This is a genomic window from Tsukamurella spumae, assembly GCF_012396015.1.
In the GTDB taxonomy this organism is placed as follows: domain Bacteria; phylum Actinomycetota; class Actinomycetes; order Mycobacteriales; family Mycobacteriaceae; genus Tsukamurella; species Tsukamurella spumae.
On record NZ_JAAXOQ010000032.1, the window covers coordinates 1 to 22,411 of the forward strand.

Annotated in this window: 20 protein-coding genes; 15 read left to right on the top strand and 5 right to left on the bottom strand. The window is 71.2% G+C overall.

Annotated elements, in window-relative coordinates:
- Positions 1-107: 107 nt before the first annotated feature.
- On the bottom strand, positions 108-935 hold the full coding sequence (locus HF999_RS18825; protein ID WP_168547364.1) for a PucR family transcriptional regulator ligand-binding domain-containing protein: 828 nt from the start codon (positions 933-935) through the stop codon (positions 108-110).
- Positions 936-1,059: 124 nt separating this feature from the next.
- On the opposite strand from HF999_RS18825, the gene HF999_RS18830 reads away from it, so the two are divergent.
- Genes HF999_RS18830 through HF999_RS18855 form a run of 6 tightly spaced genes read left to right on the top strand, consistent with a single transcriptional unit; the run spans position 1,060 to position 9,742 of the window.
- The gene (locus tag HF999_RS18830) at positions 1,060-2,487 is read left to right on the top strand and encodes an aminobutyraldehyde dehydrogenase (protein WP_168547365.1); all 1,428 of its coding nucleotides are present in this window, start codon (positions 1,060-1,062) and stop codon (positions 2,485-2,487) included.
- 32 nt (positions 2,488-2,519) lie between these two features.
- Positions 2,520-4,502: a primary-amine oxidase gene (locus HF999_RS18835; protein WP_168547366.1), complete on the top strand. Its 1,983-nt coding sequence runs from the start codon at positions 2,520-2,522 to the stop codon at positions 4,500-4,502.
- On the top strand, positions 4,499-5,365 hold the full coding sequence (locus tag HF999_RS18840) for a universal stress protein (RefSeq protein WP_168547367.1): 867 nt from the start codon (positions 4,499-4,501) through the stop codon (positions 5,363-5,365). Before HF999_RS18835 ends, HF999_RS18840 begins: the two co-directional genes overlap by 4 nt.
- Positions 5,362-6,927, top strand: coding sequence for an APC family permease (locus tag HF999_RS18845; protein WP_168547368.1), 1,566 nt, complete (start codon positions 5,362-5,364; stop codon positions 6,925-6,927). Before HF999_RS18840 ends, HF999_RS18845 begins: the two co-directional genes overlap by 4 nt.
- Positions 6,924-8,288, top strand: coding sequence for a 4-aminobutyrate--2-oxoglutarate transaminase (gabT, locus tag HF999_RS18850; RefSeq protein ID WP_168547369.1), 1,365 nt, complete (start codon positions 6,924-6,926; stop codon positions 8,286-8,288). The genes HF999_RS18845 and gabT overlap by 4 nt, the downstream gene beginning before the upstream one ends.
- Complete coding sequence (locus HF999_RS18855) at positions 8,285-9,742, top strand: NAD-dependent succinate-semialdehyde dehydrogenase (RefSeq protein ID WP_168547370.1); 1,458 nt, start codon at positions 8,285-8,287, stop codon at positions 9,740-9,742. Before gabT ends, HF999_RS18855 begins: the two co-directional genes overlap by 4 nt.
- Here HF999_RS18855 and HF999_RS18860 read toward each other — a convergent pair whose 3' ends face one another.
- From HF999_RS18860 to HF999_RS18870, 3 genes are read right to left on the bottom strand one after another with little or no spacing between them, the layout of a single operon-like run.
- On the bottom strand, positions 9,743-10,102 hold the full coding sequence (locus HF999_RS18860) for a hypothetical protein (RefSeq protein ID WP_168547371.1): 360 nt from the start codon (positions 10,100-10,102) through the stop codon (positions 9,743-9,745).
- The gene (locus HF999_RS18865) at positions 10,099-10,512 is read right to left on the bottom strand and encodes a hypothetical protein (RefSeq protein WP_168547372.1); all 414 of its coding nucleotides are present in this window, start codon (positions 10,510-10,512) and stop codon (positions 10,099-10,101) included. Before HF999_RS18865 ends, HF999_RS18860 begins: the two co-directional genes overlap by 4 nt.
- 20 nt (positions 10,513-10,532) lie before the next feature.
- Complete coding sequence (locus HF999_RS18870) at positions 10,533-12,179, bottom strand: sugar transferase (RefSeq protein WP_168547373.1); 1,647 nt, start codon at positions 12,177-12,179, stop codon at positions 10,533-10,535.
- Between the two features lie 451 nt (positions 12,180-12,630).
- Here HF999_RS18870 and HF999_RS18875 point away from each other — a divergent pair, with 451 nt between their 5' ends.
- The 4 genes from HF999_RS18875 to HF999_RS18890 are packed head-to-tail and all read left to right on the top strand — an operon-like array spanning position 12,631 to position 16,346.
- Positions 12,631-13,881, top strand: coding sequence for a class I SAM-dependent methyltransferase (locus HF999_RS18875; RefSeq protein WP_168547374.1), 1,251 nt, complete (start codon positions 12,631-12,633; stop codon positions 13,879-13,881).
- A gap of 16 nt (positions 13,882-13,897) precedes the next feature.
- Complete coding sequence (locus HF999_RS18880; protein WP_168547375.1) at positions 13,898-14,683, top strand: glycosyltransferase family protein; 786 nt, start codon at positions 13,898-13,900, stop codon at positions 14,681-14,683.
- Positions 14,680-15,333: a PIG-L deacetylase family protein gene (locus tag HF999_RS18885; protein WP_168547393.1), complete on the top strand. Its 654-nt coding sequence runs from the start codon at positions 14,680-14,682 to the stop codon at positions 15,331-15,333. The genes HF999_RS18880 and HF999_RS18885 overlap by 4 nt, the downstream gene beginning before the upstream one ends.
- Positions 15,330-16,346 carry an NAD-dependent epimerase/dehydratase family protein gene (locus tag HF999_RS18890; protein WP_168547376.1) on the top strand — a complete coding sequence of 339 codons (1,017 nt, stop codon included), beginning with the start codon at positions 15,330-15,332 and terminating at the stop codon, positions 16,344-16,346. Before HF999_RS18885 ends, HF999_RS18890 begins: the two co-directional genes overlap by 4 nt.
- A gap of 8 nt (positions 16,347-16,354) precedes the next feature.
- Here HF999_RS18890 and HF999_RS18895 read toward each other — a convergent pair whose 3' ends face one another.
- On the bottom strand, positions 16,355-16,909 hold the full coding sequence (locus HF999_RS18895) for a dTDP-4-dehydrorhamnose 3,5-epimerase family protein (protein ID WP_168547377.1): 555 nt from the start codon (positions 16,907-16,909) through the stop codon (positions 16,355-16,357).
- Positions 16,910-16,923: 14 nt separating this feature from the next.
- On the opposite strand from HF999_RS18895, the gene HF999_RS18900 reads away from it, so the two are divergent.
- From HF999_RS18900 to HF999_RS18920, 5 genes are all read left to right on the top strand, one after another.
- Complete coding sequence (locus HF999_RS18900) at positions 16,924-18,045, top strand: class I SAM-dependent methyltransferase (protein WP_168547378.1); 1,122 nt, start codon at positions 16,924-16,926, stop codon at positions 18,043-18,045.
- A complete protein-coding gene (locus tag HF999_RS18905; RefSeq protein WP_168547379.1) occupies positions 18,042-19,394 on the top strand; it encodes a glutamate-1-semialdehyde 2,1-aminomutase in 1,353 nt (450 codons plus the stop codon). The genes HF999_RS18900 and HF999_RS18905 overlap by 4 nt, the downstream gene beginning before the upstream one ends.
- Entirely contained in the window at positions 19,391-20,473 is a 1,083-nt protein-coding gene (locus HF999_RS18910) for a glycosyltransferase family 4 protein (protein WP_312854202.1), read from the top strand. Before HF999_RS18905 ends, HF999_RS18910 begins: the two co-directional genes overlap by 4 nt.
- Before the next feature lie 155 nt (positions 20,474-20,628).
- Positions 20,629-21,303 carry a hypothetical protein gene (locus HF999_RS18915; RefSeq protein ID WP_168547380.1) on the top strand — a complete coding sequence of 225 codons (675 nt, stop codon included), beginning with the start codon at positions 20,629-20,631 and terminating at the stop codon, positions 21,301-21,303.
- Entirely contained in the window at positions 21,263-22,381 is a 1,119-nt protein-coding gene (locus HF999_RS18920) for an XRE family transcriptional regulator (RefSeq protein WP_168547381.1), read from the top strand. The genes HF999_RS18915 and HF999_RS18920 overlap by 41 nt, the downstream gene beginning before the upstream one ends.
- Positions 22,382-22,411: the final 30 nt, after the last annotated feature.

The window sequence follows — 22,411 nt, forward strand, 5'->3', positions numbered from 1 at the left end:
GGTGTACTGCGTTCCCGGTCGCACATCGAGGTAGCCGAAGACCAGTACCACGACTCCGACGACGAGGACCGCGGCGAAGGTGATGATGTTGGCGATCAGTTCCCTTCTCATCGCACCGCCCCGAGCAGCCGCAGGGGACGCTCGAAGTCCAACGCCAACAACGAGTTCGCGTGTCCGATGAGGACGTGGTCGGTGGCGAGCGGCTCGTGCGGCAGCACGACGCCCAGGTGGCCGTGCTCGCGGTCACCCACGCGGATCGGCTGCGTCACGATCGTCGCGCGCGCCCCCGGCGCGGCGGCGGCCGACACCGTCACCGGCCCGACGGCGGAGGCCGCGCGGTGCGCGCGCGCCTGCTCCCCGACCTCCCGAGCGACGGCCGGCTCGACGTCGGCGGGGTGGGCCTGCACCACCCGGCCGCTCCGGTCCAGGAGCAGGGCCGTGCCGCCGCATCCCACCGCCAGCTCGCGCAGCGTGGCCGACGGTCCGCCGGCCACGGCCGCCCGGGTCATCCGCTGCTGGGCACGGCCGAGGGCCACTTGCGACCTGTTGGCCCGACGCGCGATCTCGTCGATGACGGTGCGCGCGACCGCCACGAAGGGGGTCGGCAGCGGCACGTCGACGAGGGCCAGGCCGTACTCGTCGGCCGCCGCGACCAGGGCCGACGGTGCGCTGGCCCGCGAGACGCCGACGCCGAACCCCAGGGCCGAGACACCGCGTCCGGTGAGCCGGTGCACGTACTCCCGACAGCCCTCGTCGCCGGGTGGGATGCCGATGCCGGTGGTCAGCACCATCTCTCCGCCGGTCAACCAGGGTGTGGGATCCGACAACTCGGTGGTGATGACGAAGGTGATGGGGACATCGGTCGCCTCGGCCCCCGCGCGCAGCCCGAGATCCAGGTCCCGTTGCGCGAGCAGCCAGCGCATCGTGACGGCCATGTCCGCTCCATTCCGTCTAAAGGATTCGGCCTGTTTCGCCATTCTGGCAGATGCGACGCGGAGTGACCCAGCGCACAGTGAGAGGACCTCACCGCCCTGTCTCCACCGACGCGAAAGAGCAGCGATGACCGACCGCCTCCAGAACTACATCGACGGAGCCTTCGTCGACTCGACCTCCAGCGCCTCGATCGACGTCATCGATCCCGCGACGGAGAAGGTCGTCGCCCGCTCCCCCGTGTCCACCGACGCCGAGGTGGCGGGCGCGATCGCCGCCGCCGAGCGGGCCTTCCTCACCTGGGGCCGCACCACGCCCAGCGCGCGACAGGCCGCGCTGCTCGCGCTGGCCGACGCCATCGAGGAGCACGCCGACGAGATCGTCGCGGCACAGGTCCGCAACACCGGCCAGATCGCCGCCCTGGTGAAGTCGGAGGAGGTGCTCGTCTGCGCCGACCAGGTGCGGTTCTTCGCGGGCGCCGCCCGGATGCTCGAGGGCCGGTCCGCGGGCGAGTACATGGACGGCTTCACCTCCTACGTGCGGCGCGAGCCGATCGGCGTCGTCGGGCAGGTGACGCCGTGGAACTACCCGTTCATGATGGCGATCTGGAAGATCGCCCCCGCTCTCGCCGCGGGCAACACCGTGGTGCTCAAGCCCTCGGACACGACGCCCGAGTCGACCCTGGTGCTGGCGCGGATCACCAAGGACATTCTCCCCGACGGCGTGTTCAACGTCGTCCTCGGCGACGGTGGCGTCGGCGCCCGGCTGGTGAGCGACCCCGCGCTCGGCCTGGTCGCGATCACCGGCTCGGTCCGCGCGGGCGTCGCCGTCGCGACCGCCGCGGCGACGGACGTCAAGCGCGCCCATCTGGAGCTGGGCGGCAAGGCACCCGCCGTCGTGTTCGGCGACGCGGACCTCGCCCGTGCCGCCGAGGGGATCGCACAGGCGGCCTTCTTCAACGCCGGCCAGGACTGCACCGCCGCGACGCGGGCGCTGGTCCACGAATCCGTGCACGACGAGTTCGTCGCGGCACTGGTCGCACAGGCGCAGTCCCTGCGGCCCGGCGCGCCGGACGATCCGGAGGCCTTCTTCGGTTCCCTCAACAACGTTCGCCATTTCGGCGCCGTACTCGCCAAACTCGCCGCCCTCCCCGCGCACGCCGTGGTCGCGACCGGCGGGAAGCGCGTGGGCGACACCGGCTTCTACCTCGAGCCGACGGTGATCACCGGTGTGCACCAGGACGATCCGATCGTCCAGGAGGAGACCTTCGGCCCGATCATCACGGTGCAGCCCTTCGCCACCGAGGACGAGGCCGTTGCCCTGGCCAACGGCGTCGACTACGGCCTGGCGTCCAGCGTCTGGACCACCGATCACGCCACCGCCAACCGGATGAGCATCCGGATCGACGCGGGCGCGGTGTGGATCAACTGCCACATCCCGCTCGTCGCCGAGATGCCGCACGGCGGATTCAAGCACTCGGGTTACGGCAAAGACCTCTCGGCGTACGGCCTGGAGGACTACACCCGTATCAAGCACGTCATGAGCAGCAACGACTAATCACCCGCCACCGTCGGAAAGGCACCCGCGCGATGACCGAACACTTCCACCCCCTCGACCCGCTCTCCGCCGACGAGATCCGCGCCGTCACCGCACTGCTCGCGCAGGAGCACGGCGTGGGCCCGACCTGGCGCTACGCCTCGATCGAGATGTTCGAGCCGAGCAAGGCCGAGATCAGCGCCTTCGACGCCGACGGGACGCCGTGCGAGCGCGTCGCCGTCGCCGTCCTGTTCGACCGCACCACCAACCGCACCTACAAGGCCCGGGTCTCGCTGAGCTCCGGGCAGGCGGGCACCGTCGCCTCCTTCGAGCACATCCCGGACGTGCAGGCGAACGTCACCGTCGACGAGTGGGACGAGGCCGACCAGGCCCTGCGCGCCCACCCCGACGTGATCGCCGCGCTCGCGGCGCGGGGCATCACCGACATGTCGCTGGTCTTCATGGACACTTGGACCTACGGCGCGGTGCTCATCCCCGAGGAGTTCGCGGGGCGCCGGATCGGCTGGTCCGACACCTGGGTCCGGGCGTCGAGCGGCGCCAACCCGTACGCCGGGCCGGTCAACGGCTTCCACTGCGTGATCGACCTCAACAGCATGGAGCTGCTGAAGATCGAGGACACCTTCCGCGTGGACCGCCCGGAGATCATGGGCGAGTACGTGCCGCGGATGCTGCCCAAGGAGATCCGCGAGGCGAGCTCGCGGCCGCCGCGCACGCCGCTCGAGATCACCCAGCCCGAGGGCCCGGGATTCACGCTCGAGGGCAACCGGCTGACCTGGCAGAACTGGTCGCTGCGAGTGGGCTTCAACTACCGCGAGGGCATGACCCTGCACGCGATCACCTACAACGACAACGGGAACGTGCGCAAGATCGCGCACCGCCTGTCCTTCGCCGAGATGATGGTGCCCTACCGCGATCACTGCGACGACCACTACCGGCGCACCGCCTTCGACATCGGCGAGTGGGGCCTGGGCTTCATGACCACCTCGCTCGCGCTGGGCTGCGACTGCCTCGGCGAGATCCGGTACCTGGACGCGACCCTGCACGACAGCAAGGGCGAGCCCTACGACATCGCCAACGCGATCTGCATCCACGAGGAGGACAACGCCGTCCTGTGGAAGCACGTCGATCACCACGACGGCGCCGAGGTCCGCCGCATGCGCCGCCTGACGGTGTCCTTCCACGTGACCGTCGCGAACTACGAGTACCTCACGTACTGGCGGTTCTACGAGGACGGCAACATCGAGTGCGAGGTGCGGGCCACCGGCATCATGGTGGTCAGCCACTTCCCCGAGGGCGGAACGCACCCGCACGGCACGCTCGTCGACAACCGCACCTACGCGCCCTTCCACCAGCACTTCATCGTCGCCCGGATGGACCTCGACGTGGATGGCGAGGACAACACCGTCTACCAGTCCGAGACGCGGATGGTGCCCACCGGGCCGGACAATCCCTACGGCCTCTCGCTGCAGCAGGTCAACACGCCGCTGCGCACCGAGTCCGAGGGCAAGCAGGATCCGCACTACCCCACGCAGCGATCGTGGAAGGTGGTCAACGACAACGTCAAGACCGGCCTGGGCGTCTCCCCGTCGTACAAGCTCGTCGCCTCGGCGAACGTGCCCGCGATGTTCGACCCGGCCTCGCCCATCCTCGATCGCTGCCGCGCCATCGAGCACACCCTGTGGGTCACGCCCAACGATCGCGAGGAGCGCTGGCCCGCCGGCGAATTCGTGAACCAGGGCGGCGGCGGCATGGGCCTGCCGGCGTGGACCGCGCAGAACCGCTCCATCGAGAACACCGACGTGGTGCTCTGGTACACCTTCGGCATCCACCACATCACCCGACCCGAGGACTGGCCGATCATGCCGGCCGACACGGTGAGCTTCTGGCTCAAGCCCTTCGGCTTCTTCGACCGGAACCCCTCGCTCGACGTCGCGCCCACGCCCGCGAAGACCGGGTCGTGCTGTTCCACCGGAACCGACGGTGCCGCATCATCCTGTTCGGAGGGGGAGAAGTGAAGATCTACGTCGCCTACCTGGCCACCGACGGCGGCCGCGATGCCGTCGCCCTCGGCGTGCAGCTGGCCCGCACCCTCGACGCCGAGCTGGCACTCGGCATGGTGGTGCCGCCCGATCAGACCGGGTCCTTCGTCTCCGGCGACCTGACCGCCCAGGTCCTCACCGAGCAGGCGGACGCCTGGCTGACGCAGGCCCTGACCTTCGTTCCCGACGACGTGAGCGCGAGCACCCATGTGGGCGTGCACGACTCGATCGCCGGCGGCATCATCGCCGAGGCGGAGCGGATCGGCGCCGCGATCGTCGTGACGGGCGCCACCGGTGGCGGGCTGCTCGGCCGGCACTCGCTGGGCCCCGTGGTCAACGACCTCATCCACTCCGCGCCCATGGCCGTGGCGTTGGCCCCGCGCGGGCAGCGCCACTCCAAGGCGGAGCGGGTGCGGTCGGTGACCTGCGCGGTCGGTGACCGGCCGGGCGCCGCCGAGCTGCTCGACGCGGCGATCGCCGGCGCCGAGCGCGCCGGGGTCCCCCTCCGGCTCGTCTCGCTCATCGCGGTCGACCTCATGCCCGGCCCGCAGCAGAGCGACGACGGCAAGCTCGACGAGGCCCGCCGCCACTCGCTCGCGGTCCTCGACGAGGCCCGCGCCAAGCTGTCCGGTTCGGTCGAGGTGACCTCGGCGGTCGTCCTCGGCGACACCGTCGAGGACGCCGTCAACAGCCTCGACTGGCATCCCGGCGATGTCATCGTCGTCGGCTCGAGCCGCCTCGCGGCGCCCCGCCGGCTGTTCCTCGGTTCGACCGCGGCGAAGATGCTCCGCGTCCTCGACGTTCCGATGGTCGTCGTGCCCCGGGCCGGGATCTCATGACCGCCGACGCGGGCCGCGGACCCGAGCTCCCGTCCACGGCCGGGAGCGGGGACGTCGACACCGTCGACAAGGGCCTGGCGAAGGGCCGGATCGGAACCTTCGCGGGCGCGATCCTCGGCATCTCGACGGTGGCCCCCGGCTACACGCTGACCGCGAGCATCGGCCTCATCGTCGCCTCGGTCGGGCTGAAGATGCCCGCGATCTTCATCGCCGGCTTCATCCCGATGTTCCTCACCGCCTACGCCTACCGCGAGCTCAACTCGCGGGTCCCCGACTGCGGCGCGTCGTTCACCTGGTCCACCAAGGCCTTCGGGCCGTACGTGGGCTGGATGTGCGGATGGGGCATGGTGCTGGCCACCATCATCGTGCTCTCCAACCTGGCGGCGATCGCCGTCGACTACTTCTACCTGTTCCTGGCGCAGGTGATGGGCAACGACTCGATCGCGGACCTGGCCTCCAACAAGCTCGTCAACATCGCGACCACGCTGGTGTTCATCGTGATCGCGACCTACATCTCCGGTCGCGGCGTCACCACCAGCGCCGTGGTGCAGTACGCGCTGGTCGGCTTCCAGATGGTCGTGCTGGTGGCCTTCGCGGTCACGGCGATCGTGCGCTCGGGCGGCGTGCCCACCGGCCTGTCCTTCTCGATCGACTGGTTCAATCCCTTCACGGGGCTGACGATCGCCGCGTTCGTCGTCGGCCTCACGGGCTCGATCTTCGCGTTCTGGGGCTGGGACACGTGCCTGACGCTCGGCGAGGAGTCCAAGGACCCCACGAAGGTCCCCGGCCGCGCGGGGCTGCTCGCGGTGGTGTCGATCCTCATCACCTACCTCCTGGTGGCGATCGCCGTCATGATGTACGCGGGCGTCGGCACCGAGGGCGTCGGCCTGGGCAACCCGGACAACTCCGAGAACGTCTTCCGGCCGCTCGCGAACCCGGTGCTGGGCAGCTTCGGCGGCCTGATGCTGTTCCTCGCGATCTTCGCCTCGTCGATCGCGAGCCTGCAGACCACCTTCCTCCCCGCCGCGCGGACGATGCTCGCGATGGGCAGCTACGGCGCCTTCCCGAAGAAGCTGGCCGCGGTGCACCCTCGCTACCTGGTCCCGACCTACGCGACGATCGTCTCCGGCATCGTCACCGCGGTCTTCTACGCCGTGGTCAAGATGCTCTCGGACCGCGCCCTGCTCGACACCATCGCCGCGCTGGGCATCATGATCTGCTGGTACTACGGCATCACGGCCTTCGCCTGCGTCTGGTTCTTCCGGCGCGAGCTGTTCTCCAGCGTGCACAACATCGTCTACAAGTTCCTGTTCCCGCTGCTCGGCGGCACGATCCTGGCGATCGTCTTCGTCATCTCGGTGCAGGAGAGCCTCAACCCCGAGAACGGCAGCGGCTCCTCGCTGTTCGGCATCGGGCTCGTGTTCTACATCGGCTTCGGCCTGCTCCTGCTGGGAGTCGTGCTGATGTTCGTCCGGCGGGCCACCCATCCCGCCTTCTTCCGCGGCGAGACCCTGCGCCGCACCATCGCCCCCGTCGACGTCGACAAGGAGACACTGACATGACCGCATCCACCACCTCCCTGGCGTACCGCCTGCCGCAGGTCCGCAACCTGCTCACGGCCCTCCCCGGCCCGGAGTCCGTCCGTCTGGCGGAGCGCCGACGGTCCGCCGTGGCCGGCGGGGTCGGCTCGTCGGTGCCCGTGTACGCCGCCGACGCCGACGGCGGCGTCATCGTGGACGTGGACGGCAACTCGCTGATCGACCTGGGCTCCGGCATCGCCGTGACCAGCGTCGGCGCCTCCGACCCGCGGGTCGCGCAGGCCGTTGCCGATCAGGCGGCGCACTTCACCCACACCTGCTTCATGGTGACCCCGTACGAGGGCTACGTCGCGGTGGCCGAGCGGCTCAACGCGCTCACCCCGGGCGATCACGACAAGCGCACCGTGCTGTTCAACTCCGGGGCCGAGGCCGTGGAGAACGCGATCAAGGTCGCGCGCCTGACCACCGGCCGCGACGCCGTGGTCGCCTTCGACCACGCCTACCACGGGCGCACCAACCTCACGATGGCGCTGACGGCGAAGACCATGCCGTACAAGAAGGACTTCGGGCCCTTCGCGCCCGAGGTCTATCGGATGCCGATGTCCTACCCCTACCGGGACGCGGCCGCCGGCCTCGACGCCGACGGTGCCGCCGCCGCGGCCCGCGCGATCTCGCAGATCGAGAAGCAGATCGGCGCCGATTCCGTGGCCGCCGTCATCATCGAGCCGATCCAGGGCGAGGGCGGCTTCATCGTGCCCGCGCCCGGTTTCCTGCCCGCCCTCTCCGCGTGGGCGAAGGACAACGGCGTCGTCTTCATCGCCGACGAGGTGCAGACCGGATTCGCCCGTACCGGAGCGTGGTTCGCCTGCGAGGACGAGGGCGTGGTGCCGGACATCATCACCATGGCCAAGGGCATCGCCGGCGGCATGCCGCTGTCGGCGATCACCGGCCGCGCCGACCTGCTCGACGCGGTGCACGCGGGCGGCCTCGGCGGCACCTACGGTGGCAACCCCGTCGCCTGTGCCGCCGCCCTCGCCGCGCTCGACACCATGGCGGACCTCGACCTGCCGGCCCGCGCCCGGGCCATCGGCGAGCGCGCCGTCCCGCGCCTGCGCGCCATGGCGGAGGAGGTCGGCGTGATCGGTGATGTCCGCGGCCGCGGCGCGATGATCGCGATCGAACTGGTCAAGGCCGGAACCTCGGAGCCGGACGCCGACCTGACGAAGTCCGTCGCGGCCAAGGCCCTCGCGGCCGGCGTCGTGATCCTGACCTGTGGCACCTACGGCAATGTCATCCGGCTGCTGCCGCCGCTGGTGATCGGCGACGACCTGCTCGACGATGCCCTCACCGTCCTCGAGACCGCCGTCCGCGAGGCCGCCGCGTGAACGTCACCGACCTGCTGAACTCCGTCCCCACCGGCCTGTGGCAGGGCGGCCGGTCCGTGCCGAGCGAGTCCGGCCGCACCTTCGACGTGGTCAACCCCGCGACCGGCGAGGTCCTCGCCTCCGTCGCGAACGCCACGCCCGCGGACGCCCGGGCCGCCCTGGACATGGCGGCCACCGTCGCCGACGACTGGGCCGCCACCCCGGCCCGGACCCGCGCGGAGATCCTGCGCGCGGCGTTCGAGGCCGTCACGGCGCGGGCCGACGACTTCGCCCTGTTGATGACCCTCGAGATGGGCAAGGTCCTGCCCGAGAGCCGCGGCGAGGTCACCTACGGCGCCGAGTTCCTGCGCTGGTTCTCCGAGGAGGCCGTGCGCATCGGCGGCCGCACCGCGACCGCTCCCGCCGGCACCGGCGAGATCGCCGTCGTCAAGGAGCCCGTCGGCCCGTGCCTGGCGATCACCCCGTGGAACTTCCCGCTGGCCATGGGAACCCGCAAGATCGGGCCCGCGCTCGCCGCCGGCTGCACCATGATCGTCAAGCCCGCCGAGGACACGCCGCTCACCATGCTGCTGCTCGCGCAGGTCTTCGCCGAGGTCGGCCTTCCCCCCGGGGTCCTCTCGGTGCTCCCGACCCTCGATGCGCCCACCGTGGTCGGGGAGCTCATGGCCGACGAGCGGCTCCGGAAGGTCTCCTTCACCGGCTCCACCGGCGTCGGCAAGATCCTCCTCGCGCAGGCCGCGAACAACGTCCTGCGCACCTCGATGGAGCTCGGCGGCAGCGCCCCGTTCGTCGTCTTCGACGATGCGGACCTCGACAAGGCCGTCGACGGCGCCATGCTCGCGAAGATGCGCAACGGCGGCGAGGCCTGCACCGCCGCGAACCGCATCCTCGTGCAGAACGGCATTCGCGAGGCCTTCACCGCGCGGCTCACCGAGCGCGTGGCGTCCATGCGGGTCGGCCCGGGCTGGGAGGAGACCTCGAGCATCGGACCGATCATCAACGCCAAGCAGCGCGGCTCCATCGCCGCGCTCGTCGACGAGGCCGTCGCCGCGGGCGCCACGGTCCGCACGGGCGGCAAGCAGGTCGACGGTGCCGGGTTCTTCTTCGAGCCCACCGTCCTGGACGGCATTCCCGACGATGCCCGCATCCGCCGCGACGAGATCTTCGGGCCCGTCGCCGCGATCGTCGGCTTCGACACCGAGGAGGAGGGCGTCGCCATGGCCAACGACACCGAGTACGGCCTCGCCGCCTACTTCTTCACGGAGAACGTCGGGCGGGCGCAGCGCGTCGCGCGGAAGCTGCAGGCCGGCATGGTGGGCGTGAACCGGGGTGTCATCTCCGACCCCGCGGCGCCGTTCGGCGGGATCAAGCAGTCCGGCCTCGGCTCCGAGGGCGGCAGCGAGGGCATCCAGGAGTACCTCAACACGAAGTACATCGCGCTGCCCGCGCTCTGATCATCCGATGCGCGGCAGCTTGAGGTAGGCCAGGCCGAGCAGGTCGAAGGAGAGGTAACCCAGGACCGCGGCCGCGGCGGCGCTCGCGACCACGACGAGGCCCCGCCACCACGTCGTGCGCGGCGCCGCCTGCAGCCACCAGAGGATGCCGGTGAAGGTCACGATCGGCCCGAACAGGGCGATCGGCAGCGCGGCGAGGCCCGTGTCGCCGACGACCCGGACCACCCGGGCGACCGCGCCCAGCAGGATCGACAGCGCGGCGGTGACCACCAGCAGCCTGGTCCACCCCGGACCGGCCGCGATCAGGCGGTACCCCGCGACGGACCCGGCGGCACCGGCGAGCGCCACGAGCAGGATCACCGGCGGATCCTCCGCACCGACCACGCCCCCGCCGCCGTCGCGAGCCCGGCGACCACCGGTGCCGCGAACAGGAATCGGACGCCGGCCGCCGGTGGCATCGCCAGCAGGCCGACCAGCGCGTAGACCCCGACCGACGAGAAGCTCGCGAGCACGCCGAACACGAGCAGACCGAACACGCGCGGGCCCAGGCGGTCCCGTACGCCGAACAGGGCGCCGGTCGCGAGCGAGAGTACCGCGAGGCCGAGCAGACGGACGTCGAACTCCGTGTCCCGCCACGCCGCCGCCGACGACAGCTCGCTCACGAGCACGGCGGCGACCGCTCCGCCCGCGGCGACCGCCAGGAGGGTTCGACGGTCGGTGGGCAACCGCGCACCGTCGAGCACGGTCGGTTCCGGGGATCGGTCCTGCACGAAGACGACGATACGGGTCGTCAGTAGGCGCCGTCGGAGGTGAGCACCGTCTTGACCGTGCGGGCGATGATGCTGATGTCCTGGCCGAGGGACCAGTTCTCGACATACCCCACGTCGAGCCGGATCGACTCGTCCCAGGTCAGATCGGAGCGCCCGCTGACCTGCCACGCACCCGTGACGCCGGGCTTGACCAGTAGACGGCGCCGCATCACGGGCGGATACTGCTCGACCTCGTGCGCCAGCGCGGGCCGCGGCCCGACGACGGCCATCTCGCCGCGCAGCACGTTGAAGAACTGGGGCAGCTCGTCGAGGCTGTAGCGCCGGATGATCCGCCCGACCCGGGTCACCCGCGGGTCGTCCTTCACCTTGAACAGTGGTCCGGCACCGACGTTCTCGCCGGACAGCACATCGCGGCGCGCATCGGCGTCGACGTACATGCTGCGGAACTTGATCATGTCGAAGCTCGTGCCGCCGGCCCCCACGCGGGTGGCGCGGTAGAACACCGGCCCGCGGCTGTCGATCTTGATCGCGATCGCGACCGCGACCATCACGGGCGCCGCCACCAGCAGGCCGATCGCGGCGACGGTGAGGTCGAGGAGCCGCTTCCCCAGGCCGAACGACCGGCTCGGCTTCGGGGCGGCGATGTACATCATCGGGGTCTGCCCGAGCGGCTGGCTGACGATCCGGCTCCCGGCCACGTCGGCGACGCCCGCCGTCACGACCAGTTCCACGCCGTCCTCGGCGAGTTGCCACATCAGATCGCGCACGTCGTCGGGCCCGAGCGAGTCGGTGGCGGTGAGCACGACGACGCCGGCACCGGTCTCGCGGACCGCGTCGAGGACCGTGCGGTCCGTCCCGACGACGGGGACCCGGGCACCGCGCACCTCGATCGCGTCGATGATCGTCGCGTCTCCCGGCGGCAGGCACACTCCGACGATCCGGGCGCCCGCGTACTCGGCGCGCAGCATGCTCCGCACGGAGGCGGTGGCCGATGCGTAGCCGCCGACGACGAGCGTGGGCGCGCCCACGGCGCCCGAGTCCGTACGGCCGAGACGGCGGCGGAACCAGATGCGGCTGAGCAGGATCCCGCCCAGAGCGACGGGACCGGAGACGACCACCAGCGAGTGCGGCAGGAAGGCCGGGAACAGCACCTCGATCACGACCAGCGGGCCGAACACCAACCGGACGGTGCCGAACACGCGCCGTAGTTCGGCCGACCCCAGACGGAGCAGCGGGATGTCCATCGGCCGCGTGCGCGTCAGCTGGTGGAACCAGAGCAGGTGCACGACGATGATCAGCACGACGAGCAGGGTCGGGTCGGCGCCCTGTCGCAGCCCGACGAGCAGGCCCGCGCAGGCCGCGATGAGGGCGACGGTGCCGTCCGCGGCGAGGATCCAGCGGGAGAGCCTGGCGCGGTACGCATCCGCCGCCGCGCGGGCCGACGACGTGCCGGCGGAGCCGGCCGGGTCCGCGTCGAGCGTCCCAGGGACATCGAGCGCCGCAACGGAGGGGTCGGGGGCGGACTGCGGTGCCGGGGCGGCGGGGCGGAGCTTCTCGGGGGCCTCCGGCACCGTCTCGGACGCGGGCACCGGGCCGGCGTCGGGCGCGGGGGTGGTGAGCACGGTGACTCGCGGCGCACGCTCGTCGGTCCAGGTGTCGATCGACATGTCCCGCCTCTCTCGAATCAGGTGCCGGGCACGCTGCTATGCGCATATGTCGTGGAATTCGAAATCCGCGATCAATACCATTGCAACTGTGAATTGTCGACGAGGATGCGCCGACACCCGGTTCTCACGCCGCACCGGGTCCGATGCGCCGCCACGCGGTGCGAGGCCCTCGGGGCACCGCACCAACCACCCACGGGACGAGTGCGCCCACGAGGCCGAGCCGCTGGTGCTCCGCTGTTCGCGGGGCGTGCGGCCGCTCGTCGACCTCGACCCTCCGGCATCCGGACCGCCGGTTCTCGACGGTGGGCGGAGACGGATCGGAGTGACTGTCGTTTGCCACCGTAGACGTTCAGGATTGCGATCGCAACATCAATGGCCATTTGCAACCAGAAAAGTCTGAGAGACTATGCTCGGATCTCGAAGCGCCCCGTCGACAGTTACGGATTCCATCATGCAGTGCCGTTTGTGCGGTTCGTCGCGACTGCGGAGTGTGGTCGATCTCGGAGCCACACCTCCCTGTGAGAAGTTCCTCACGGCGGACGAGCTCGATCTGCCGGAGCCGACCTATCCACTGCACCTGCGGATCTGCGAGGAGTGCCTCCTGCTGCAGATCCCCGCCCTGATCATCCCGGAGGAGACCTTCTCGGAGTACGCGTACTTCTCGTCGTTCTCCGCCAGCTGGGTCGACCACGCGCGCCGCTTCGTCGAGACCTCCATCGACCGGCTGGCACTCGGCTCCGACAGCCTCGTCGTCGAGGTCGCCAGCAATGACGGCTACCTGCTGCAGCACGCCGTCGCCGCCGGCGTCCCGTGCGTGGGGATCGAGCCCTCGGTCAACGTCGGCGAGGCCGCCCGCGAGCGCGGGGTCCCGACGGTGACCGCGTTCCTCGGCCCGGAGACCGCCGCGGCCGTCCGCGCCGAGCACGGTCCGGCCGACCTGGTGGTGGCCAACAACGTCTACGCCCATATCCCGGACCTACTGGGCTTCACCCAGGGGCTGCGCGGGCTGCTGGCCGACGACGGCTGGCTCAGCATCGAGGTGCACCACGCGCTTCCGCTGGTCGCCGAGGGACAGTTCGACACGATCTACCACGAGCACTTCCAGTACTACACGGTGCTGACCGCGCAGCGTGCGCTCGCGACCGCGGGGCTGACCGTCGTCGACGTCGAGACGATCCCCACGCACGGCGGCTCGATCCGCGTCTGGGCCCGGCCCGACGGGGTGGCGCAGGCACCGTCGGACCGCGTGCGCGAGGTGCTGCAGGCCGAGGCCGAGGCCGGCCTGCACGACCTCGCCGGGTACGCGGGCATGCAGGCGCTGGCCGAGCGCGCGCGGCAGGACCTGCTGCGCTTCCTGCTCGAGCGCCGCGCCGAGGGCAAGCGCATCGCCGGGTACGGCGCGCCCGGCAAGGGCAACACCCTGTTGAACTACTGCGGCATCCGCACCGACCTGCTCGAGTACACCGTGGACCGGAACCCGTACAAGCACGGTCGGTTCACGCCCGGCGCGCGGATCCCGATCCACGAGCCCGAGCGACTCGATACCGATCGCCCCGATGTCGTGGTGGTCCTGCCGTGGAACCTCGAGACCGAGATCACCGAGCAGCTGCGGCATCTCATCGATGCCGGCACCGAGCTGGTCTACCCCATGCCCCACCTGCACGCCGCGCAGCCGCACGCCGCCGCGGCCACGAAAATCTGACGAAGGGTCCGACATCATGAAGGTCGTCCTGTTCTGCGGAGGCTACGGCATGCGCATGCGCAACGCCGCCGACGACGCGGTGCCCAAGCCCATGCAGCTCGTGGGGCCGCGCCCCCTGATCTGGCACGTCATGCGCTACTACGCGCACTTCGGCCACAAGGACTTCATCCTGTGCCTGGGCTACGGCGCCCAGCACATCAAGGACTACTTCCTGAACTACCGCGAGACGGAGTCCAACGACTTCGTCATGCGCGGCGGCGAGGTGGAGCTGCTCTCCACCGACATGAGCGACTGGTCGATCACCTTCGTCGACACCGGGCTGGAATCGGCCGTCGGGGAACGGCTCCGGCGCGCCCGCCCGTACCTCGACGGTGACGAGTACTTCCTGGCGAACTACGCCGACGTGCTCAGCGACGCCCCGATGAACGACATCATCGACCAGGTCCGCGAGACCGGATCGGCCGCCTCGATGCTCCTGGTCCCGCCGCAGTCCTCGTTCCACTGCGTGGACGTCGACGGTGCCTCGAAGGTCACCGGGATCACGCCCGTCTCCGAGTTCCCGATCTGGGAGAACGGCGGGTACTTCGTGCTCACCCAGGAGGTCTTCGACCACCTGCCGCCCGGCGGCGACCTGGTCGCCGACTCCTGCACCGCGCTGGCCAAGGAGGGGAAGCTGCTGGGGTACCAGCACCGCGGCTTCTGGAAGCCCGCCGATACCTTCAAGGAGAGGGCCGACCTCGACGCCGGCTACGCGCGCGGCGACCGGCCGTGGATGGTGTGGAAGACGCCCGTCGCGCCATGATCGACCTGTTCACCGGCCGTCTCTCCGAGATCGCGGTGCTCGGCGCGCACTGCGACGACATCGCGATCGGCATGGGCGGCACGCTCCTGCAGCTGGCGGAGGCCAACCCGGGGCTGCGGGTGCGAGCGTTCATCGGCAGTGGCGCCGGCACGCCCCGCGAGGCGGAGGAGCGGGCCGCGCTGGCCGCGTTCACGCCCGAGGCGGAGCTGCACGTGACGGTCCTCGACCTCCCGGACGGCCGGGCGCCGGCCCACTGGGAGCGCGCGAAGTCGCTGCTGTCGGCCTTCCGACGGTCCGCCGAGCCCGAGGTCGTGTTCGCGCCGCACCGCGGCGACGCGCATCAGGACCACCGCCAGTTGGCCGAGCTGGTCCCCACCGAGTTCCGCGACCACCTGGTGCTGGGCTACGAGATCCTCAAGTGGGAGACCGACACCCCGCGGCCCACGCTGCTCAATCCGCTCTCGGAGTCCGCCGCGCGGGCGAAGGCACGGCTGCTCGCGGAGCACTACCCGTCGCAGACCTCGCACGACTGGTTCGACGACGACGCCTTCCTCGGCCTGGCCCGGCTGCGTGGCATCCAGTGCCGCGCGGCCTACGCCGAGGGATTCATGCTGGAGAAAGCACTAATCCGATTCGGAGGAGATCGATGAAGGTCCTGCTCACGGGCAGCCAGGGTTACCTGGGCACGGTGATGGCACCGGTCCTGCGCGCCGAGGGGCACGAGGTGACCGGCCTCGACTCGGGCCTGTTCGCCGACCGCGTGCTCGGTCCGGCGGTGGCGGATCCGCCCACCCTGAGCACCGACCTGCGCGACGTGACCGCCGCGCAGCTCGAGGGCTTCGACGCGGTGATCCATCTCGCCGCGCTCTCGAACGACCCGCTCGGCTCGCTGGCGCCGGAGATCACCTACGACATCAACCACGCCGCCTCGAGCCGTCTGGCGAGGCTGGCGAAGGAGGCCGGGGTCTCCCGGTTCCTGTACGCCTCCACGTGCTCCGTCTACGGCGCAGCGGGCGACGGCCTCGTCGACGAGGACGCGCCGCTCAACCCGATCACGCCCTACGCGATCAGCAAGGTCCGGGTCGAGGACGACGCGGCGGCCCTCGCCGACGCCGATTTCACGCCCGTCTTCCTGCGCAACGCCACGGCCTTCGGCTTCTCGCCCCGGCTGCGCGCCGATATCGTGTTGAACAACCTGATGGGCTACGCCGTGCTCACCGGTGAGGTACTCGTGCTCTCCGACGGCACCCCCTGGCGGCCGCTGGTGCACGCGCAGGACATCGCGCGGGCCTTCGCCGTCTGCCTCACCGCGCCGAAGGAGACGGTCTCGGCCCGCGCCTACAACGTGGGCACGGAGGCCAACAACGTGACGGTCGCGCAGATCGCGCAGTCCGTGGTCGACGTGGTCCCCGGCGCCGCCGTGCGGATCACCGGCGAGGCCGGCAACGACCCGCGCTCGTACCGCGTCGACTTCTCCCGCGCCCGGGACGAGCTCGGCTTCGAGGCACAGTGGACGGTGCCCGACGGCGCCGCGGAGCTGCACCGGGCGTACACCGAGTACGGGCTCACCGAGCACTCCTTCCACCAGGACTTCACGCGGCTGGCGGTGCTCAAGGGCCTGCAGGCCGACGGTGCGATCGACGGATCGATGCGCCGCCGATGACGGTGCGCTCAGCCCAACCGCGACCGGATCTCGGCCCACGAGCCGGCGGCCCGGTCGCGGGGCGAGACGATCGACGCCGCGAGCGGCCAGTCGAGCGCCAGGTCCGGGTCGGCGTGGTGCACCGCGAGGTCCTCGGCGGGATCGTGCGGCCGGTCGATCCGGTAGCACACGTCCGCCACGTCGGTCAGGGCCTGGAATCCGTGCAGGAATCCCGGCGGCACGTACAGCGTGTGGAACTCGATGTCGTCCAGGCGGAAGGCCTGCGATCGGCCGAAGGTGGGCGAGTGCGGCCGCGCGTCCACCAGCACGTCGTGCACCGCGCCGCGGGCGGCGCGCACCAGCTTCGCCTCGCCGCGGCCGGACCTGCCGTGCATCCCGCGCAGCACGCCGCGCACGGACCGCGACTGCGAGTCCTGCACGAATCGTGCTGCGGCACCGCTCTCCCCGAGGTGCTCGTCGAAGATCTCCGCGTCGAAGGTGCGGGTGAACAACCCCCGCTCGTCGACGTGCGGTGTCGGGACGAACAGGACGACGTCGGCGAGTTCGGTGTCGCGGATCTGCATGGGAGTACTGTGCCATGATCTCGTCCCGCACGTGTCGGGGCTGCGGCTCCAGCGAGCTGACCCGGGTGCTCGACCTGGGCCGGGTGCCGGCGGCGGACCTGTTCCCGCCCGCCGATTCCCCGGTCTCCCCGGACGAGTCCGCGCACCCGTCGGCCATGGACCTGTGCGGCGACTGCGGGCTGGCACAGCTCGCCGACGACGACACCGTCGCCGACGAGCCGCGGGGCGTCGAGCCGCGCGCCCTGCGCGAACAGGCCGCCGACGCCGTGGATCGGGTCGCGGCGGCCGGGCTGCTCGACGGTTCGACGGTGCGCGAGTTCGGCAGTCCGCACGGCGGGACCTGGCTCCCCTTGCTCGCCGACCGGGGATTCGCGGTCGTCGACGGCGAGGCGCCCGCGGATGTGGTCCTCGACTGCTTCGGCATCATGCACGAGCCCGACCAGCGCGCGGCGTTCGCGGCGCGGGCGGCGGCGGTCGCACCCGGCGGCGTTCTGCTCCTGCAGTACCAGCCACTGGGGTCGATCGTCGCGCAACGGCAGTGGACCGCGCTGCGGCACGGCCACTTCGGCTACTACACCCTCACCGCTCTCCTGCGCCTGCTCGCCGACGCCGGCATGGAGCCGGTGCGCGCCTTCGAGTTCGACCTCTACGGCGGCACCGTCCTGCTCGCCGTCCGGCACTCCGGGGCCGCGCCGGCGCATCGCCAGGCCGGCGCCGACGTCGACGCCGACGTCGAACGGATCCTGCGGGACGAGCGCGCCGCGCGCCTGACCGAGCCCGAGGGGCTCCGCCCGCTCGCCGACGCGCCGCGCGAACAGGCCCGCGCTCTGCGGGACTGGGCCGAGCGGACCGCGGCCGGCGGTGCGACCGTCGCGGCGTACGGCGCCGCCTCCCGCGCCGTCGCGCTGTTCGCCCTGGCCGGGCTGGACCGCACCACGATGTCCTGCATCGCCGACGCCTCGCCCACCAAGCAGGGCCGCCGCATGCCCGGCACCGACGTGCCGATCGTCGCGCCCGAGGCGCTCGAGGCCACCACCGGTCCCGTCTTCCTGACCCTGCCCGATCTCCACGACGAGATCACCGAGGCGTACCCCGCGCTGCGCGGACGCCTGGTGACGGAGGGACGATTGTCATGACCGAGCCCGTCTTCGACGAGTCCCGCCGCCTGCAGGACCGCCTGCACGCCCTCGTGCCGGGCGGCGCGCACACCTACGCCCGCGGCGCGGATCAGTACCCCGAGTTCATGCCTCCGGTGCTCACCCGCGGTAGCGGCGCGCGGGTGTGGGACGCCGACGGCAACGAGTACGTCGAGTACGGCATGGGCCTGCGCGCCGTGACCCTCGGCCACGGCTACGCCCCGGTCGTGGACGCCGTCCGCGCGGTCCTCGACGAGGGCCTCAACTTCAGCCGTCCGACGGTGACGGAACTCGCGGCCGCCGAGGACTTCCTGGACCTGGTGCCCACCGCGGACATGGTGAAGTTCGGCAAGAACGGCTCCGACGCCACCACGGCCGCGCTCCGCCTGGCCCGCGCGGCGACGGGGCGCGACCTGGTCGCCGTCTGCGAGCAGCCCTTCTTCTCGGTGGACGACTGGTTCATCGGCGCCACCGACATGGCCGCCGGGATCCCTGCGGCCACCAGGGATCTCACGGTGCGCTTCGGCTACAACGACGCGGCATCGCTGCGCGCCCGGTTCGCGGAGCATCCGGGGCGCATCGCCGCCGTCTTCCTGGAGGCGGCCACCGCACTCGCGGAGCCGGAACCCGGGTTCCTCGAGGAGGTCCGGGCGCTGTGCGACGAGCACGGCGCGCTGCTCGTCTTCGACGAGATGATCACCGGCTTCCGCTGGTCACCGCACGGGGCGCAGTCGGTCTACGGCGTCACTCCCGACCTGTCCTGCTGGGGCAAGGCGATGGGTAACGGCTTCCCCATCGCCGCGCTGGCCGGCAAGCGCGAGTACATGGAGCTCGGCGGACTGAACACGGACGCCGACCGGGTGTTCCTGCTGTCCACCACGCACGGACCGGAGTCCCTGTCGCTCACCGCCTTCCGTGCCGTGGCCCGTGCGTACCGGGAGACGGACCCGGTGGGTGCGATGGAACGCGCCGGCCGCCGCCTGGCGGACGGCGTGAACGCGGCGGCCGAGGCGGCCGGCGTGGGCGAGGCCGTGGCGGCGATCGGCCGGCCCTCGTGCCTGGTGTTCACCACGCGCGACGCCGAGGGCGCACCGTCGCAGGCCTACCGCACGCTGTTCCTGCAGGAACTGCTGCGACGGGGCGTGCTGGGGCAGTCCTTCGTCGTCTCCGCCGCGCACACCGACGCCGACATCGACCACACCATCAGCGCGGTCGCCGGGGCACTGACGACCTACCGGAAGGCGCTCGAGGCCGGCACCGTCGACGGACTACTGCAGGGTCGCCCCGTGGCGCCCGCGCTGCGCCGCACCGCCGCGCCGCGGCGCCTGCCCGGCGGATCCGCACGGTGACACCGCCCGTGCGGGTGCTCGTCGTGGGCCCCGCGCCGCCGGGCCCGGCGAGCCGGGGCGGCATGGCCACGGTGATCGGGCACATGGCCGCGATCACCGACCCGGGCATCGACGTGCGGCTGCTCACCACCTATGTCGACGCGCCCGCCGCGCAGCGGATCCGGGTGGGACTGGCGGGCATGGCGCGCGGCACCGTCGCCGTCGCGCGCGGCGACGCCGACGTACTGCACGTGCACCTCTCGCACGGGGGGAGCGTGCTGCGCAAGGCGCCGCTGCTGTGGGCGGCGCGCCTGCGCGGCGTACCGGCGGTGATCCACGGGCACAGCTTCGATTTCGGTGGCTGGATGGCCCGGCTGCCGCGCCCCGTGCGGACCCTCGTGCGGGCGGCCCTGCCCGCCGATCGTTGGCTGGTGCTGGGCGCGGGCCTCGCGGCCGAGTACACCGCGGCGCTGCGGCTCGATCCCGCCCGGGTACAGGTGCTCTACAACCCCGTGCCCCCGGCCGCGCCCGGAGCCCCCGCGCCCGGGCCCGACGGGGCCGCGCGGGTGGAAGCGCTCGCGCTGGGCAGGCTCGGCGTGCGCAAGGGCAGCTACGACCTGATCGCCGCGATCACGGAACTCGCACCGGCCGTGCGGGACCGGCTGCACGTCACGCTCGCCGGTGACGGCGAGGTCGCGCAGGTCCGGGCCGCCGCCCAGGCCCTCGGCCCGGCGGTGACGGTGCGGGGCTGGGCAGGCCCGGCCGAGCGCGACGCGCTGCTCGCCGCGGCCGAGGTCTTCACCCTGCCCAGCTACGACGAGGGCCTGCCGATGGCCCTGCTCGAGGCGATGGCCGCCGGGCTGGCGCCGCTGACCACACCCGTCGGCGGTATCCCGGAGGCCGTCACCGATGGCGTCGACGGGCTGCTCGTGCCGCCCGGCGACGTGCCGGCGCTCGCGGCCGCCCTCACGCGTCTGGTCGAGGATCCCGCACTGCGGCACCGTCTGTCCGACGGTGCCCGCGCTCGCGCCGCCGACTTCGGCATCGCCGAGTGGCACGGGCGGCTCAGCGGGCTGTGGACCTCGCTCGCGCGGCGATGATCGTCGGCCGGGCACCCCGTCACCGGTTGCGATGCCAACATGTCAGTCGGGCTGGGTATCGTCGACACGCACAACCCCGATAGGCCATCTACCTTGTGGTTGTCTGGTTTCGTGCAAGAATATGAGCCAGCATTCTCACGCGTAAGGACATGCCCATGTCGCAGCCGCTGCACGACTCCGCTCCGCGGACCTTGGTCGTTCATCCCGCCGATGCGGAGGAGTACCTCGGGCGTATCGGCATCCCCATCGGCAGCATTCGCATCGCCCTCGAGCGCGGCGAGACCCGTGCGATGGAGAACTCCGCGCCCGAGTACCCGCGTACCGGAGCGGGACTGTCCCGATGGATCGAGACAGTGGGGACGCTGCGGCGGGAACTGATGCGCGAGGACTGGAAGCCGCAGGATCAGCTGAATCGTCCGATCGTGGTGAATCCCCAGCGGACCGTCAGGGTGGCGGTGGTGGGTGGCACCGATGCCACCGGCGATCCGCTGTCCGAGGAGGGACCGAAGGCACAACGCCGCAGGGGACCGGCCACCGAGCAGGCGTTGGCCGGTCAGACTCAACTGTTTCTCATCGCGGAAATCGCCGGCACCGCGCACAGGTACACGCTGGGCGATCCCCCACCGAATGGAGACTGGTTCCTCGTGTATCACCGAGGGGAGCAAGGCGTACAGGTTGAGGTGTCGCTGCCCAGCGGGCTCAGCCAGGGCCAGTTCACCGGGTGGGTGGTGCGAGTCGTGCTTCCGCCACTGACGGAGGACTCTGTCGATGCGCGGCCGCAGGATATCGGTGGCGGAGACCTCGGGTTCGATGTCCAACCGATCAGCTGAGCCTTTCCTCGACCCGGACCGGATCATCTCAGCCCGGACTCGGCGCGGCATGACCAAGTCGGACCTCGCACGTGCTCTCGGGATCACACCCCGCAGCATCACCCGGTACGAGTCCGACGGCGCGCCGATATCGGCAGGGGCGGGGCTCTCGAGTGTGCTGGGGTTCCCCGAGGCCTACTTCACCACGGCGCCGCTGGATCGGATCGATCCGCGCACCGTGAACTTTCGTGCGGCACGCCGGGCGGGAGCGCGTCAGCGGGATGCCGCGGTGGCCGCAGGCGGAATCGGGTTCGAGGTGGATCGGTGGATCAGCGCGCGGTTCACGCTGCCCCCGGTATCGGTCCCTCGCCGTATGGGCACCGATCCTGCACTGGCGGCACGGGTCGTGAGGTCTGACTGGGCGCTCGGGGCGAAGCCCTTGCCGAACGCGGTGCACCTCGTGGAGTCACGGGGCGTACGTGTGTACACGCTTCCGTCGGTGGCGGAGGACGTCGATGCCTTTTCCTGCTGGTACCGGGACGTGCCGTACATCTTCCTGTCGAGACGGAAATCGCCGGAGCGGATGCGATTCGACGTGGCGCACGAGCTGGGTCATCTGGTGATGCACCCGGCTACTCCCGGGGATGAAGCCGAGCAGGAGCGGGAGGCGGATCAGTTCGCCAGTGAGTTCCTGATGCCTTACGACGCGCTCTCCACTCAGGTGCGGCGCAACCCCAGCGCCGGAGAGGTCCTGGAAGCACGATCCCGGCTCAAGGTCTCCGCGATGGCCCTGACCCGCGCGCTGCACACCACGGGCCGGATGAGCGACTGGCACTACCGCCAGATGTGTATCGACCTCGCCGGTCGCGGCTATCGCAGCGGAGAACCCGGAGGAATGCCCACTCACGAGATGTCACGGGTGTTCCCGCAAGTACTCGCCACGGTCAGGGCCAAGGACATCGCGGCGGACTTGAATGTGCCTGTCGAGGAGGTCAGGGTCATGACCTTCGGGGTCGAGCTTCACGCTGCGAGCGCTGGCAGCGACCAAGTCGTTGCACGGCCTGCCGCGGGCAGAGCAGGCCACCTGCGGGTGGTCTGAATCGGTGGGCCTCCTCCACCCGGGCACAAC